The following is a 16,272-nucleotide window of genomic DNA, read 5'->3' as shown; positions in this document are numbered from 1 at the left end:
ATACTTTAATCTACTAATCTATATCCTACCGCAGGCTCAGTAAGTAAATACTTTGGGCTTGCGGGATTTGCCTCTAATTTTTGCCTTAGCTGCGCTACATGCACACGCACATATTCAGGGCGGTTTATATATTGCTCTCCCCATATATGGCTTAATATTGCATTATGAGTCAATACCTTATCTTTATTTTGAAATAATAACAGTAAGATTGCATATTCCTTTTTAGTCAGCTTAACCTCATTGTCACCAACACGTACAATATGCTTATTTGGGTCGATACAAATGTCGCCACATTGCAACGCAAAACTGACTTGATTATTAGTACGCAGTAACACCCGAATACGCGCTAATAGTTCATTGGCGCTAAAAGGTTTAGTCAGGAAGTCATTGGCCCCATTATCAAGCGCCGTGACTTTTTCCACTTCACCATCACGGGCTGAGAGTACTAATACCGGTAACTGGCTCCATTGCCTAAACTCCACTAGCCAGTCTTGACCATCCATATCCAAAAGCCCTAAATCTAATAATACAAGGTCATAACTTTGCTCACTTAAAAGTGCAAAACCATCCAGCCCTTTATCACAAATACTCAGCTCATAGCCACTGGCTTGCAGTAAGGTTTTTAAAAAGCTTTGCAACGGCGGAGAATCTTCAAGTATTAAGATTTTAGTCATTATTTTTTATCCAGATTAATTTTGCCAAGGCCATTTCTGTATCGTTATCTATCGTCAGTGAAAATGTGCCTTGATGAAACTTAGCAACCACATCACAAATTACACTGCCAAGCCCTACACCTTCATCAGCACTTGCTTGTGGCTTGCTAATTAATTTATTGCTCAATAGTAATTGATAACTCACCGCTGACTCGTAACGGCTTTGGGTAAATTCAACAACCACCTCACCATCACCATAACGCCATGCATTTTCGAGCATATTTGCCAGTGCTATTTCTAACAGTGTCACATCGCCTTGGCAGCTCGAATTGGCATCAATATTTGTTGTTACCACAAAATGCGCTAATTGCTGCTGCCTACGTGCTTTTGCTTCGCTTAGCAAAGCTTGCAAGTTAATTGTTTGCCAGCACAGGTTTTCGCCCATTTTATTTACTCGGCTAAGCTCCATCACCTTGTCAAAATGCTGATTAAGAATTTTACTTTGCTCATAAATATTACCGGCCTGCTCTTTTATTATCGCTTCACTGAGTGTGATCTCATCATCGGCCAACATGCTTGAGGCGCCCATAATAGTTGCCAGTGGCGTGCGCAAGTCATGAGATAAACTGCGTAATAATGCATTTTTAGCACGCTCGAGTTCAGCTTGAACTGAAATTGCCGCCGACTGCTGCCTCAGTAATGTTTTCTCATGTACCTGATACAACAATGAAATTGCGGTATTTACGAAGCTCTTTTGCCCTTCAGACAGTAACGTTGCAAAAGCAAACCCCCCCATACTTAGCTCTTTATCACTTAATAGCATAAATTCGCCTGCCACTTGCTGACGCATTTGTTGAAATTGGCAAGTAATGGCCAAATGCTCGCTAATAAGCTGCTGAAAGTACTGCTTTTGCTCATCCAGTGTGTCTAAACTATTTAATCCTTTAGCCAGCTCATACAGTGTTCGACTATTACTCGCGTGTAATTGTACATCTCGCACCTTAGTGTTTAATTCGCCCGCTAACTGGCTGATCATCAATCCCACAATGAGCATCACGATAAAAGTAACTAGATACTCAATATTTTCAATATGAAAAGTAAAATACGGGGTAACAAAAAACCAATCGGTACACGCTACACTGACCAAGGTGGTAATGGCTGCAACGCGTCGGTTACTGCGAACTGCAACCCAGGCGACCCATAACAGCTGTAGCATCACGATGTCGGTGGTCGAAAACCAATCTCGTAACGGATAAATCGCCATAACCACAATGATCGGCATTATCACCGCCAAAAAAAATGCTTTATATTTGCTTGGTTTGCCCTGCACTTGATTCATTAACGATTCCTCTGACAATTAACTACATAGGTTACTGCCTTTTCAATATTGCCTCTATAAAGTTTTTATAAAGTTTTTTATCTCATTTATAAAATCTTTATAAAGCTTTGCAGTGCAGCGCTGACTTTACTATTTGATCCCGTATATTCAACTCAACTTTAGTGATTGCGTGTTACCTGCTATAGGTATTTGATAAGGCGTATTGATGATAAATTGGAAAATCACCTTAAGACTACTCGCCTTTCCTATTATTTGGATGGGAGTGGTACAACTGGTCTTTGCAGCGCTTTCATTATTTATTTTTAAAGACCGAGTTATTAGCGCGTTTCTTATTCCTGGCGCAACGATGATCTCTGTGGCTTTAGTGCTACTTATCAATTTACGTAAAACTGATCTAACCGCCGCAACATTCAGAGACGCACTTATTTACGCCACAGTAACGTGGATTATAGCCGGTGTGTTAGGCGCCATTCCTATTCTAGTCATCACTGGCGTTAACTTTAGCGACGCGGTATTTGAGTCAATCAGCGCCTTAACTACCACTGGTGCAACCGTGTTATCCGGGCTCGATAACATGCCTGCTAGCTTTTTATTGTATCGTCAATTCTTACAATGGATGGGCGGTTTAGGCATTGTAATTTTTGTAGTGGCTATTTTACCTATGTTGAATATTGGTGGTATGAAATTATTAAAAGCAGAAACACCAGGCCCCATTAAAGACGAAAAATTGACTCCTCGCGTTGCCAGTACCGCTCATTATTTATGGGGCGTTTATTTAGCAATCACCGTACTTTGTACTTTAGCCTATTATGCTGGCGGAATGAGTTTTTACGATGCGATTGCACATGCCTTTACCACGGTTTCAACTGGGGGCTTTTCAACCCATGATGCCAGTATGTGGTATTACCACAGCCATTTACTGCTGTGGATAGCTAATATATTTATGCTTGCAGGAGCGATTAACTTTGCCTTGCACTTCAAAGTGGCGCACAAAAGAGCCATTACTAGTTATTATCATGATGAAGAGACGCGTTATTTTATTTATATAGTGGTGCTTTTATCGGTTCTTTTAACCACCATGCTACTGCTTAAAGACAGCTACTCAAATGTACTTGAAGCATTTAATTTCTCTACATTTCATATTATTTCTTTTATTACCAGCACCGGTTATGGCGCAGCAGGCTTTACTGACTGGCCAGCTGAGGCTGGGTTTTTACTGGTTATTGCCGGCTATCTTGGTGGTTGTGCAGGTTCAACGGCTGGCGGAAATAAAATAATTCGTAACATTATTGTTGGCAAAATGATTAATAACAATATTAAACAGCTGCTTCACCCAAGAGCGATATTTACACTTAAATATCAAGGCTCGCCCGTTAAAGAAGATGTACGCCATGCAATTATGGCATTTATGACCTTTGCTGTTGGTTCAAGCTTACTGTTTACAATGTTGCTTATGGCAACGGATCTGGATTTTTGGAGCGCATTTACTGCAGTAGCTGCATGCGTCAATGTACTTGGCCCTGGATTTGGTGAAGTTGGCGCTAACTTTCAACCAGTTTCAGACACCGGTATTTGGATACTCTCGGTCGCTATGATCGTGGGTCGGTTAGAATATTTTACTGTTTTTGCACTTTTTACTCATAGCTTTTGGAAAAAATAACGAAGGAATAATATGGCACATTTTACAGTTATTGGTTTAGGTCGCTTTGGCATTGCAGCAAGTCTTGAGTTGATTCATTTAGGGCACACAGTGACTGGCGTTGATAGCAACCCAAAACTCGCCGAAAAGTATGTTGAGCACTTATCAGAGACAGTGGTATGCGATTCAACAGATGAAGCGGCGTTAAAGGAGCTCGATTTAGCAAATAGTGAAGCGGTCTTAGTCGCAATTGGTGAAGATATGCAGTCCAGCATATTATGTACCTTAGCACTAAAAAATTTAGCGGTTAAACAAATATGGGTTAAAGCCAGCACCAAAGCGCATCATACGATCATATCAAAGTTGGGTGTCTCGCGTATTATTCACCCAGAAGAAGAAATGGGAGTGCGCGTTGCACAAGCGCTAAACTACCCAATAGTGAATGATTATATTTCCTTAGGTAATGGTTTATACGTGGTAGAAGTGAGTATCAAAGCGCATTTACATCAAACACAATTAGGCCATTTACTAAAAGAAATCAAAGCGTCAATTGACCCGCTACTGGTTAAACGAGGCAAACAAACATTTGTAAAATTAACGGATGACTTTGAATTGCTCGAATACGACACGCTGCTGTTATCTGGTAACCGTGTACAATTAAACTATCTTGCGCCAAGGCTGTTATAACCATGGTTTTATGGCATCCACTAAAAACTGCTATCGAACGCAGCCCTAGCGGCAATAAAAAAATCAATGCTGCACCGCCGCTTATTTTGTGCTGCAGCTTTTTGATATTAATCGCACTAGGGGCTTTAGCATTAAAGCTGCCTTTTGCCACCAATGAACCTATTTCGTGGATACAAAGTGCCTTTACTGCAACATCGGCGGTAACCGTCACCGGATTAGTTGTGGTAGACACAGGCTCCACATTTACCCCTTTTGGCCAAGGGGTGATCGCGCTATTAATTCAACTTGGTGGCTTGGGTTTGATGACATTTGCAGTGGTAACCTTGCTGGCACTGGGTAACAAAGTTGGCTTTATTCAAAAAACAGTGACTAAAGCCGCTTTTAATCAAACAGATACATCAACACTTTTGAGTACGGCAAAATCAGTGCTGCTTTTTGCCATCATTGTAGAGTCACTCGGTGTTGTTATTTTAACGCTGTACTGGCTCCCTGAGCTGGGCTTACAAACCAGTTTTTTCCATGCGTTGTTTTATACCATTAGTGCATTTAATAATGCGGGATTTGCGCTTAGCCCCAACAGCCTAATGCAGTATGTTGACGATCCCGTGATCAATCTTACCATTACTGGTTTGTTTATTATCGGTGGCCTAGGTTTTACGGTACTTATGGATGTGTATAAATCAAAACGTTGGGCAGCCCTTAGCACCTATAGTAAGTTAATGCTGATCAGCACGGTTATCATCAATATTGTAGCGCTGGTGCTGATTTACGTTATTGAATATGACAATCCAAAAACACTGCAACCCTTGTCAGAAGTCGGTAAATGGCTAGCTGCTTGGTTTCAAGCCGTAACACCGCGTACAGCTGGATTTAATACCATTGCTATAGAAGAGCTGAGAAATGCCAGTACCGCATTAACAATGATGTTAATGTTTATTGGTGGCGGCTCACTCAGTACCGCAAGTGGTATAAAAGTAGTGACTTTTATGGTGTTGATTTTAGCAACTTACAGCTACTTACGCCGCGATAAAGGCGTTACTGTGTTACGCCGAGAAATCGACAAAGAATCTGTTTATAAAGCACTAGCTTTAACCCTTGTTTCAGCGGGTATAACATGGCTGGCTATTTTTACGTTACTGATTGTTGAAGATGCGCCTTTTTTAGATGTCGCCTTTGAGGCTGTGTCCGCACTTGGCACTGTAGGATTGTCTCGGGGTTTAACTGCTTCTCTTTCTCCGCTGGGCGAATTTATCATTATGTTTTTAATGTTTATGGGAAGGATTGGCCCCTTAACCATTGCCTACTTTTTAGCGAGTCCTCGCAGTAGGAAACTAAGATATCCAAGCGCACAATTATCGATTGGCTAAATAGCAGAGCTGGGAGAATCTCAAACTAAATCCCAGCTAATACTCGCTCAGTGACGTACTAGCTTGATGCCATTTAAAATTCGCCACATACTAACAGACGATTTTCATAGGTTAAAAACACAGATAATAACGCAGACACCCATCTTAATTTCGTAATAGGTAGACTAAAAATTGATTGGAAAATAACAAGAAAATAACAAAGACACCCATTGTTAATTTATGGAATACAGCCAAAAATTAACCATAATGGTTTAAGAGCTTGCATAAAGATAATAACACAGACACCCATCTTAATTTCGTAATGTGTAAACTAAAAATTGATTGGAAAATAACAAAGACACCCATTGTTAATTTATGGAATACAGCCAAAAATTAACCATGATGGTTTAAGAGCTTGCATAACGAATATGAGGTTGGTTAATGGTTCAGAATTGAATTGAATAAAATTTAACTATCAATACATTTATAAACTAACGACAAAACAACCTTCAAACCAGCGCTTTATATGCAGGGGGAAAAGCTGTTCATTTGCAGTAATCAACTAATGTAAGCTAACAAAACTCGTCATCGCGAACCTTTATTTATCAGCTTGGTTATAAAACTAAAAGTGAGGATACCTAAAGCATCAGCAAGTAGATCAGCGATGTCTAAGGTTCTGCTAGGTATGAAGTATTGGCTTAGCTCTTCCAATAAAACGAATAGAAACACGACGCTCGAACCAATATACAAATTGCATGACAATACTGAATATGATTTTAGCTTAAACGCAAAATTAGCACCTAGAGTAAGCAAACCAAATAAACAAAAGTGCCCTACTTTATCGCCATAAGGGATACTTCTAACAAGCTCAAAGAAAATACTATGTTGCCCCGTATTAGCTTGATATATGACCCATATAATAAAGCTAAGAAAAGTAACTGACACAATAGTGATTAATTTATGCATGATTGTTTAATGTTATTGTTGAGTTACCAACCATAGCCGAGTAGTGCTTACAATTCAATCACTTAGTGTTCTACTGCTAAAGCAACCATCAGATCCCTGCAAGGTCACGCTCGGTGATGCACTCGCCCGATGCCATTTCAAATTCGCGGCATACTAACGGGCGGTTTTCGTAGATTGAACACATTAAGGTATTGCGGTCGAGTGCTTGGCACCAACCATCATCGGCGCGTTTCATCACTTCGCTGCCCCATTTATCATATTCAATATAATGAAACGGCACGCCAGTGTCGGTCACTATACGCACTTCTAACTGACAACAACATGCTTGGCAATTAGCACAAGTAACAGGCTCAGGGGCTGATGTAATATTTTTTACTGCAATGACGGTTTCATCGGGGTGAACAATCTGGGGCATAAAGGCTTACTTTTAAGAATAAGCCCCTAGCATACCTGAGTGAATTTAACGCGCCAGTAATTTCGTTTTTATTTCACTGTAACGCTGCTGCTCACACAAACCAAAACCACTGAGTTGACGCACTTTGTTACGCGCAAATAACGGTACGCTCATTCCCGCTAAAAAGCGGCATTGGGTTTCAATACCTATATTATGTATACCTTTACTGGCGAGGTGACTAAGTAACTCATCAACCTTTTGATAAATTACAGCATCGTTAGCAAAGCTATGAGCGAGTGAATATTCAAGTGTTACAGCTTGGCCTCTACATACTGAGCAATGGCCGCATTGCTGTGGCGCTTGATGGTCGTCAAAATAACGAGCAAGGTTATAGCTCAAACATGTTTTAAGCTCGAAAAAGCGAATAAGTGCCGCAATACGCTTAATTTCAGCTTGCTCTTTATCAACAAAATAGCTGTGTAATTGCTTAGCCAGCTCAGGGTTATTGATTACCTCATTATGTACTTGATAGACTTGGGTGATTCGCTTTGTTTCAAGTGCTATTAAATTCTTCTCTGCTAAATAATCAAGCGCTGCAACAACGCGTTTGCGATCCACCTGAGCGGCTTGGGTAAGCGTGTCAAAATTTAGTGTGCCCCAGATTTTTTTAAATTGGGTATGGCTAAATATTAACTGTAAAAATGCTTGTCTATCAGCATCAAAGTGACCAAGTAAAGCGGCTTTATCAACCAAAAACTTATATTTAAAGTCGGCGTAATAAGCATAAAGTGGTGTTATTGCACCTTGCATTTCCAATTGTACTAACAAGGTTTTAAGCGCTAATTGGCGAATATTACTATCACTTGAAAGGCTGTATTCTTGCATTTCCCATTGCTGACTTTCTTTTGAGTGATCGCTTTGGTGTTGGCGAATATCGTTGATCACATGCTCAATACCGCTAAGCTCTGGGGTATCGCCATAAACAAAGTTTTCAACCGTGTTTAAGCCATCTAAATTGGCCAATGTAAAACACTGCGATGGTTGTCCGTCTCTCCCTGCACGACCAATTTCTTGGCTGTAGTTTTCAATCGACTTTGGTAAATCATAATGAATAACAAAACGGATATCTGATTTATCAACCCCCATACCAAAAGCAATCGTGGCCACTACTACATTAATTTTACCCGCCATAAAATCATCTTGGATACCATAACGCAGAGTATCTTCAAGCCCAGCATGATAAGCCACAGCGTGTAAGCCTTGGCGGCTAAGCGCTTCAGCGACTTGTTCTGCACTATGTTGTAAGGTCACATAAACAATCCCAGGGCCCGTTTGCTCGCGCACAATATTAGCCAATGTACTTGCTTTATCAGCGCTTTTCACGCTGAGTATCGATAAGTCTAAATTAGCCCGATAAAACCCAGTTTGTACAATGCACTCAGGGGTAATTGCAAAACGTTCACTCATATCACGCTTTACTTTTTTAGTGGCGGTGGCCGTTAATAATAATACCAAGGGAATATTGAGCTCATCACGATAGCGCGGCAGTTTTAAATAATCAGGCCTAAAATTATGGCCCCATTCGGAAATACAGTGAGCTTCGTCAACCACCAGCATTGAAATAGCCACTTGATTAATAAATTCGCGAAATCGCTCGTTTTTAAAACGTTCTACCGACACCATTAAAATTTTCACTTTACCGGCACGCACATCGCTCATTACTGTGTGGCTTTGCTCAGCGGTTTGGCTTGAATCAAGGCTTGCGGCATAAATTCCCTTGTTATTTAAAAAACCAATTTGGTCTTTCATCAGCGCAAGTAATGGCGAAACAACCAGCGTTAGATTAGGTAAATGCAATGCAGTTAACTGATAACACAATGACTTACCAGATCCAGTGGGGAAAATTGCCAATGATGATTGGTTATTTAGCAGTTGCTCTATGGTTTGCTGCTGACCTTGGCGAAATTGACTAAACCCAAAGTGTTGCTCAAGTGAAGAAAGTATCGATCCGCTCATAATATTTCCCTTTATTCATATTCCCTAATAAAGGAAATCATAGTTTGAAAATGCAATGTTTGCCATGGTAACTTTTTTTTGCTTTATTTTCTTGGCTTATCTATTTGTTCCTATTAAATTTTACTGACAAATCGTGGGAAAAGGCGCATTATAAATGCGTTGCTTGAAAAGGTATTTTGAACATTTTTGTTCAGCTCAATACCTAAGTGTTCTATACGTTTCATCATCATAAGAGCATTTAGGTATAATTCTTTTGAGGGCAATGAAATGATAACCACACATCCTAAAATCGTGATCATCGGTGGCGGTGCCGGCGGCCTTGAGCTCGCAACGCAATTAGGGCATAAACTAGGGAAGAAAAAACACGCCGACATTCTATTAATTGATAAAAATCGCACCCATATTTGGAAACCTTTACTGCACGAAGTAGCAACGGGTTCTATAGATGCCGATTTAGATGGGGTAGTTTACTCAGCACACGCAGCAAAACATCATTATAACTTTCAACTTGGCACTTTTTGCAACCTTGATAACGCTAATAAAACCATCACACTCAGTGCCTTTAATGACGAACTTGGCCATCAAATTTTACCACAACGCACCGTTCATTATGACTACTTGGTGATTGCCATCGGCAGCGTCAGTAACGACTTCAATACACCCGGTATTAAAGAACATTGTTTTTATCTTGATTCAAACCAACAAGCGGAACGCTTTCAGCACGCGCTACTCGATAACTTTACTCGGCTACATCAAGACGACAACCCACAGCATGCATTAAATATTGCCATTGTTGGCGGTGGCGCAACAGGCGTTGAACTCTCAGCTGAGCTGTATCATGTTTCTGACTTATTAAAACTTTATGGTTTGACAAATATGTCGGCAAAGCGCTTACACATTCACTTAATCGAAGCAGGCCCGCGTATTTTACCCGCCCTACCAGAGCGTATAGCAAACTCAGCGAAAAGAGAGCTACTAAAGCTTGGTGTTAACGTTCGAGAAAACACCCAAGTAAAGCAGGCAACAAATCAAGGATTCATCACTAAAGATGATGAACAGATCGATGCCGACATTATGGTATGGGCAGCGGGTGTAAAAGCCCCCGATTTTATAAAAGATCTCGGGATTTTTGAACTAACTCGTAATAACCAAATCATGGTGAACGACTATTTGCAAAGTAATAGCGATGACACCATTTTTGTATTAGGTGACTGTTGCGCGTTTACACAAAAAGATGGCAAATTAGTACCGCCTCGTGCGCAATCAGCCCATCAAATGGCACAATGTGTTGAAAAAAACCTAATTGCGACACTGCGCCAACAGCCGTTAACTGGCTTTGAATACAGCGATCATGGTTCGCTCGTCAATTTGTCACGCTACAGTACCGTGGGGAGCTTAATGGGCAACCTCACTAGTAATAGCTTTTTTATTGAAGGCAAGATAGCCCGCTTTATGTATATTTCGCTCTATCGCATGCATCAACGCGCTATCCACGGCAGCGCCAAAACCTTTGCATTATGGATCAGCGAAAAAGTGCTCCGGGTCGTTAGACCAAAGATGAAATTACATTAAGCAACTAACAAGAGTAAGTGGAGCCGCCGCTTCACTTACACACCTAGAAATAAAATAAAAAATGACACCCATCTATATATATCTAAAAACAATGAAATTAAAATTGACACCCATCCATATATATCTAAAAAAATGCAAACTTACATTTTAAAACAATGGATTGAAGGTAAATAAAAAAGACACCCATCAAAAAATTGCAATGATAAAAATTGCAATGACACCCATTCTAAATAAAAATGAAATTACAAACATCCAGGTTAGGGCAATAAACGAAACAATTAAAAACCGTAGTTATTTTCAAAAAGGACTTTTATACAAATGGCAGATAAATATCAGGCGTTTGCATTTTTAGGCGTCAAAAAAACCTGAATTAACAAGTTATGTATTATTGGCTACGTTATCACGCTAGTAATTTTTCGCAATTCGTTAGATTCGTTCGTCGCTTAAAGTGTTGATGTTCACAAAACATATTTAACGACTCAGGTCTTCCAACAGCACCGTGAAAAACGGTGGTAAATTTGCTGGTAACTTTCAACCAGTTTTCGGGGGTTATTTGCAACCTTTCAAGCAAAGGGGTTAGATCGGCGGCTATATAACCTATTTTATCAGGACGAATACAGCGCCCAGTCGCATCAACAAGAGAAAGGTAGGAAGTTAGCTCAAAAGGTAAACCTTTCACCATATGCTGTGTTGCCATTCCTGAAAAACGTTGTAATGATTTGGGCTGTTTACCTGCTGCGATCGAAATAATACGCTTTTTGACACTCGTAAAATCTGAATTTTCTGGTTTGTCAGCAATACCTGCACGAACTGGGTTTAAATCAACATACGCCATACATGCTAATAATGCGGCTTCATCAAGTAAGGCTTGGGATTTGAACCGTCCCTCCCAAAATCGCCCCTTACAGTCATCTTCTTTATTTGCTTTTCGCGCTATATATTCATTTAAAGAGCGCATGAACCAGCTAATATCCATTAACCTTGAACGATATTGCGCAATATTATCTGTAACTATTTTCATCTCAAAAGACGCTAGCTTTTCACCTTTAGCAAAACGTCGTGTTAATTCAGAACCTTTAAAGGCTTTATGCCAGCGAATTGCAACTGCTCTATCATTTACTCTTTCCGCTTTTTTACTATCTACGTACACTACAATATGAGTATGATTACTCATTACTGCATAAGCGCACACATCTATAAAAAAGAGAGATGCCAAACTCATTAGCTTATCTTCAACCCATTTTCTGCGGTGTTCATAACATTGACCCGTATATTCATCCACACCACACAAATAGGCACGTCTTACACATCGTGATATACAATGATAGTAACGAGTGTCCGTTAAACTGATTTGTCGATTTCTTGCAGTAGCCATAAATACCTCAGATATCACGTTCCTTATAAAATACTAGTTCCTCATGGTAATACTGCAAATATAGTCATTATTATGGGTGTCATTTAAGTTTGAATTACTACAATCGCCATTTATTAGGTGGGTGTCTTTATTTATTATTATAAAATACTAGTTCCTCATGGTAATACTGCAAATATAGTCATTATTATGGGTGTCATTTAAGTTTGAATTACTACAATCGCCATTTATTAGGTGGGTGTCTTTATTTTTTTTATTAGTTACTCTGGCTGTGCTGAGGCTAGATGTTCGTAACGGGCTAATATTTCATCATATTCACCTGAGCGCTTTATTTGCTCTAGCCCTTTGTTAAAGGAGGTTATTATATATTCAGCATTGGGGTGCTCTTTACTGATTCCAATATGAAGAGGGTGCTTAATTAAAGCTGGTTGCCAAATTGTTAGCTCTGTTGAGTAACCATTTTTTTTCATTTCGAACCATGCTGCGTATTTATCAACCAGAGCAATATCTGCGCGATGCTTTTTTACATGCTCAAGACAACTATGGACATTAAGTAAAGGAACGATTGTAAGCCTATCAATAGACTGTAAATACTCATGATATCCGTAACCTCTAATTGTACTGATTGTTAAGCTTTCTAGGCTGTGAGGGCCTTGATAATCAAGCTGCGACTTAGTATTACTAATTATGCTAAGTTTATTAGTAAAGTAGGGCTGGCTAAATAAAATTGTTTTAGCACGATTTTCTGTCCACCATAATGCAGGGATCAAATCAATTTCATTATTTTCTAACATTCGCATTGCACGACTAAATGGCGCTATTTTAATATCGAATGCAATATTCTGGCTAAAAAATGCAGCACGTACAAGCTCAGTAGTCATACCCGTTCCATCAGCAAATATGTAGGGAGGCCATTCATTATGAGATCCTACTAAAGGCTGTGTTATTGAATTAGAAAGCGCAGCAGTACTTTGTATGCATAACAGCAAAATAATAAAAAATTTAGTCATAGCAACACGATACCTTTTATCATGCCTACCTAAAGATACACAATAATACATTTGCTCTAGGCAAATCTGCGTAACTTAACTATTTAACCTAAGGCTTAATGGCAACTTGAACTTTGTTACTAAACCAGAGCTTCAACTGTTTAAGCTTAGACTACATTTGACTATATTATTTTCAATCTATAAAAAAGTATTGCCTAAAATAAATAACAAAAATCCTTATTGCATATTTGAGTGGATTGTCTTCAAATTTAAATAATTTACCTGTAAGTTATAAAAAACCACATAAAGGAATGATGCTATGACCGCGAAAACGCTGATTTTCAACTTTGATGGCACAGGTAGTGAGCCACGTGATGCTGAGCAGTTCAGCTCTGCGCATTTTAAGGAAGATGCAAGCATTTCGAATATTCTCAAACTTCATTTATTAATGGGTGGCCAGTTAAATAACGAACCCGTTACTCCTTTTACTAATCAACTTAGCTTCTATTACCAAGGTATTGGAACTCAAGGAAGTCGTTTAAAGCGATTCCTCAATCAATCTTTCGCACCACGCGATGACGATGTTGCCAGTATTTTAAATCATGCTATAAATGATTTTAAGCGCTACTACAAAACTGGCGATATACTGTTACTCACTGGCTTTAGTCGCGGCGCTGCGTTAGCACGACGTTTTGCAAAGTGCTTAGAGCCGCTCATAGATAATAACGTTTATTTATGCGTATTTGATACTGTGGCATCCATTGGTTTATCCAAAGTCACCAAGGCCACCCGAGGCGCTGAGCATGTTATTTTTGAAAACCATACTTTAGCGACCAACATAAATCAGGCTCTGCATTGTGTGGCACTGGATGAAAAGCGTCGAGCTTTTGAGCCTACCCTTATAAATCATCAAAATAATGTAAATGAAATATGGTTTGCAGGCGCGCATTCCGATATCGGTGGTGGCTATTATCGAGATGGGCTGGCGGATATTTGCTTACGCTTTGCAATGGAGTGGTTACTTGAACTGCCTGTGGCTTTATCTTTTTTAACTAGTCAAGCAATCGATTATTCATCGTTATTTCCTGCTGATCAAAACAGTTTTATCGCCCAAGATGATATGACCATCACCCCAGATCCTCTCGCGTTAAGCCATCAACAGAATTATTTTTGGTTTAATCCTTTATTTAAACTGATTGATCGTGAATGTACCGTGCTGGTTGATGACGAACAAAGTAAGCTGTTACCCATTATCCACCACAGTGTTGCTACACGTATCAATCAATTAACCAGTTATCGTCCCGAGTCTTTAAAAAACCTTAGTTATCAACTGCTGTATGCAGATCAAACTACGCTTAGTTTTAATGGTTTGTCTGCCCATATAGCTTTAAAAAATCAAAACATGTCAGTGTTACAAATTGGCCAAAGCCAAGATGTGTTGGTTTATGCCGCTGAGCAATACAATGCAACAGGACTAATGCTTGAACAAGGAGCTACTTATCGCTTTAGCCCTTACCCAGAACAATTTTGGTATGACGATGGCGTAAAATGTGGGCCACAAGGTTGGCACCGAGATAACCTACAGTTGGGTGTAAAAGAGATCCCCATGGCATTGCTCGAACCCTTTCGTCGTTTACCACATGCAAACTGGTTTGCCTTAATTGGTGTTATTGCCCATAGCGATAATGATGCTTTTGAGATTGCCGATGGGGGTGAATTTAAAATGACTCATTCAGGAGAATTTACGCCTTTTGCAAATGATTTGGTGCGTTTTTATGGCGCTAATGCTGGGCGTATAAAAATAAACGTGACCCGCCTTGGTTAATTGCATTATTAATAGGCCGTGCAAACGGCCTATTAATAACATTAAACTATCGCTATTTTGCACTTAAAGCGGCTTCAGCTTCAGCCAACATAGCAAACTCTTCATCGGCACTGTGTGCGACTAAGTGCTTACTACTGTATGCAAAGTAATAAATCGCTCCGATCACAAATAGCACCACAGTAAACAAGAATGCACGAGGATCAAACGCGTACACCCCAGTTAAAGCCACCAAAGATAAGACCAGCGCAATTGCTGAGGTTATCATGCCACCTGGCGTTTTATAAGGTCGTGCGAGTTCAGGCTGTTTAATACGCAGTAAAATATGGCTCAATGCCATCAATGCATACGAAACCGTAGCGCCTACCACGGCCATCGCCAGCATTAAATCACCTTCACCACTTAATGATGCTAAGAAGCCAAAAATACCCGGCACAATTAAGGCACGTGCCGGCACTTTTCGTGAAGTTGTAACCGACAAACTTTTTGGAAAGTAGCCCGCTCTAGAGAGCGCAAACACTAACCGACTATACCCATAGATAATCGAGAAAAACGACGCCACTAAACCCGCTAAACCTAATATATTAACGAGTGTTGCTAAGCTTGCATTCCCTGTTACGTTTAGCGCATCAACTAACGGCACGGCACTAGACCCCATTGCGCTGGCACCACCGGCACCAGGAATCAATACTACGACTAACAGAGCAGTAAACAATAAAAACAACATTGCACCTATAATTCCTTTTGGCACGTCTTTAGCTGGATCTTTGGCTTCTTCTGCCGCTAATGGTACGCCTTCAACGGCTAAAAATAACCACATTGCAAACGGCAATGCAGCCCACACGCCATACCAACCAAAGGGCAAAAACTCGGAGGCTCCTGCAGCATCGGTGATGGCAATATCAAACAATCGCGACACATCAAAATGTGTAAATAATGCGATCGCAGTGGCTATAATGGCAAAAACCGCTAAGCCACTTATCACCATCATCACTTTTAACGCTTCACCCACTCCCGCTAAATGAATACTGATAAACACAATATAGAACAACGCATACACCCAAGGACCATTAAAACCCAGTAGCGCTTCGACCGCCGAGCCAATAAAAATAACAATCGCAGCGGGTGCTAATGCATACTCGATTAACACGGCCAAGCCGGTCAAATAACCACCAGCAGGGCCCATTGCCTGACGCGCAAAACTATAGCCACCACCCGATGCCGGAATAGCCGCCGACATTTCTGCTAATGACAAAACCAAAGTTAAATACATTACCGCCATTAATACTGTGGCGACAGCAAAGCCTCCCCAACCAGCTTCTGCAATACCAAAGTTCCAACCTGCAAAATCCCCAGAAATAACATACGACACTCCTAATCCCGCCAATAAAATCCATCCCGCGGAGCCTCGTTTTAACTGTCTTTTTGCAAGGTACTCTTTATTATCTAACATTATCTTCTCCTGCTATTTATTGTT

13 protein-coding genes are annotated in these 16,272 nt (G+C 40.2%); 5 read left to right on the top strand and 8 right to left on the bottom strand.

All coding sequences use genetic code 11. The annotated features are described in order from the left end of the window. Window positions 1-5: 5 nt before the first annotated feature. Both H5162_RS00400 and H5162_RS00395 read right to left on the bottom strand, forming a co-directional pair. Window positions 6-674, bottom strand: a complete 669-nt coding sequence (locus H5162_RS00400) for a response regulator (protein WP_149981938.1) — start codon at window positions 672-674, stop codon at window positions 6-8. Beyond that, window positions 667-1,992 carry a DUF4118 domain-containing protein gene (locus H5162_RS00395; RefSeq protein ID WP_182777302.1) on the bottom strand — a complete coding sequence of 442 codons (1,326 nt, stop codon included), beginning with the start codon at window positions 1,990-1,992 and terminating at the stop codon, window positions 667-669. The genes H5162_RS00400 and H5162_RS00395 overlap by 8 nt, the downstream gene beginning before the upstream one ends. 205 nt (window positions 1,993-2,197) lie before the next feature. Between H5162_RS00395 and H5162_RS00390 the strand changes: the two genes are divergently transcribed. The 3 genes from H5162_RS00390 to H5162_RS00380 are packed head-to-tail and all read left to right on the top strand — an operon-like array spanning window position 2,198 to window position 5,685. Then, window positions 2,198-3,652, top strand: a complete 1,455-nt coding sequence (locus H5162_RS00390; protein ID WP_182777300.1) for a TrkH family potassium uptake protein — start codon at window positions 2,198-2,200, stop codon at window positions 3,650-3,652. Window positions 3,653-3,664: 12 nt separating this feature from the next. Next, window positions 3,665-4,318, top strand: a complete 654-nt coding sequence (locus H5162_RS00385; protein ID WP_145239779.1) for a TrkA family potassium uptake protein — start codon at window positions 3,665-3,667, stop codon at window positions 4,316-4,318. 2 nt (window positions 4,319-4,320) lie between these two features. After that, window positions 4,321-5,685 (top strand): TrkH family potassium uptake protein, encoded by a 1,365-nt coding sequence (locus H5162_RS00380; protein WP_182777299.1) that lies wholly within the window; start codon window positions 4,321-4,323, stop codon window positions 5,683-5,685. Window positions 5,686-6,249: 564 nt separating this feature from the next. Here H5162_RS00380 and H5162_RS00375 read toward each other — a convergent pair. The 3 genes from H5162_RS00375 to H5162_RS00365 all read right to left on the bottom strand — a co-directional run bounded on the left by H5162_RS00375 (window position 6,250) and on the right by H5162_RS00365 (window position 9,040). Further along, a complete protein-coding gene (locus tag H5162_RS00375; protein WP_182777298.1) occupies window positions 6,250-6,630 on the bottom strand; it encodes a VanZ family protein in 381 nt (126 codons plus the stop codon). A gap of 88 nt (window positions 6,631-6,718) precedes the next feature. Beyond that, on the bottom strand, window positions 6,719-7,045 hold the full coding sequence (locus tag H5162_RS00370; RefSeq protein WP_182777297.1) for a YkgJ family cysteine cluster protein: 327 nt from the start codon (window positions 7,043-7,045) through the stop codon (window positions 6,719-6,721). 45 nt (window positions 7,046-7,090) lie between these two features. After that, complete coding sequence (locus H5162_RS00365; RefSeq protein WP_182777296.1) at window positions 7,091-9,040, bottom strand: ATP-dependent DNA helicase RecQ; 1,950 nt, start codon at window positions 9,038-9,040, stop codon at window positions 7,091-7,093. A gap of 267 nt (window positions 9,041-9,307) precedes the next feature. On the opposite strand from H5162_RS00365, the gene H5162_RS00360 reads away from it, so the two are divergent. Then, on the top strand, window positions 9,308-10,612 hold the full coding sequence (locus H5162_RS00360) for an NAD(P)/FAD-dependent oxidoreductase (RefSeq protein WP_145239791.1): 1,305 nt from the start codon (window positions 9,308-9,310) through the stop codon (window positions 10,610-10,612). Window positions 10,613-11,012: 400 nt separating this feature from the next. Here the strand turns inward: H5162_RS00360 and H5162_RS00355 are convergent, their stop codons facing one another. Together H5162_RS00355 and H5162_RS00350 are read right to left on the bottom strand one after the other, a co-directional pair. Further along, the gene (locus tag H5162_RS00355; RefSeq protein WP_182732391.1) at window positions 11,013-11,987 is read right to left on the bottom strand and encodes a transposase; all 975 of its coding nucleotides are present in this window, start codon (window positions 11,985-11,987) and stop codon (window positions 11,013-11,015) included. A gap of 257 nt (window positions 11,988-12,244) precedes the next feature. Further along, the gene (locus tag H5162_RS00350) at window positions 12,245-12,994 is read right to left on the bottom strand and encodes an ABC transporter substrate-binding protein (protein ID WP_182777295.1); all 750 of its coding nucleotides are present in this window, start codon (window positions 12,992-12,994) and stop codon (window positions 12,245-12,247) included. A gap of 298 nt (window positions 12,995-13,292) precedes the next feature. Here H5162_RS00350 and H5162_RS00345 point away from each other — a divergent pair, with 298 nt between their 5' ends. Then, window positions 13,293-14,798 carry a DUF2235 domain-containing protein gene (locus tag H5162_RS00345; RefSeq protein WP_182777294.1) on the top strand — a complete coding sequence of 502 codons (1,506 nt, stop codon included), beginning with the start codon at window positions 13,293-13,295 and terminating at the stop codon, window positions 14,796-14,798. 52 nt (window positions 14,799-14,850) lie between these two features. Here H5162_RS00345 and eat read toward each other — a convergent pair whose 3' ends face one another. Then, on the bottom strand, window positions 14,851-16,248 hold the full coding sequence (gene eat, locus H5162_RS00340; RefSeq protein WP_220493464.1) for an ethanolamine permease: 1,398 nt from the start codon (window positions 16,246-16,248) through the stop codon (window positions 14,851-14,853). Between the last annotated feature and the right edge of the window lie 24 nt (window positions 16,249-16,272).

Source organism: Pseudoalteromonas sp. SR41-8, assembly GCF_014163915.1.
In the GTDB taxonomy this organism is placed as follows: domain Bacteria; phylum Pseudomonadota; class Gammaproteobacteria; order Enterobacterales; family Alteromonadaceae; genus Pseudoalteromonas; species Pseudoalteromonas rhizosphaerae.
This window is presented reverse-complemented; position numbering and strand designations above follow the sequence as displayed.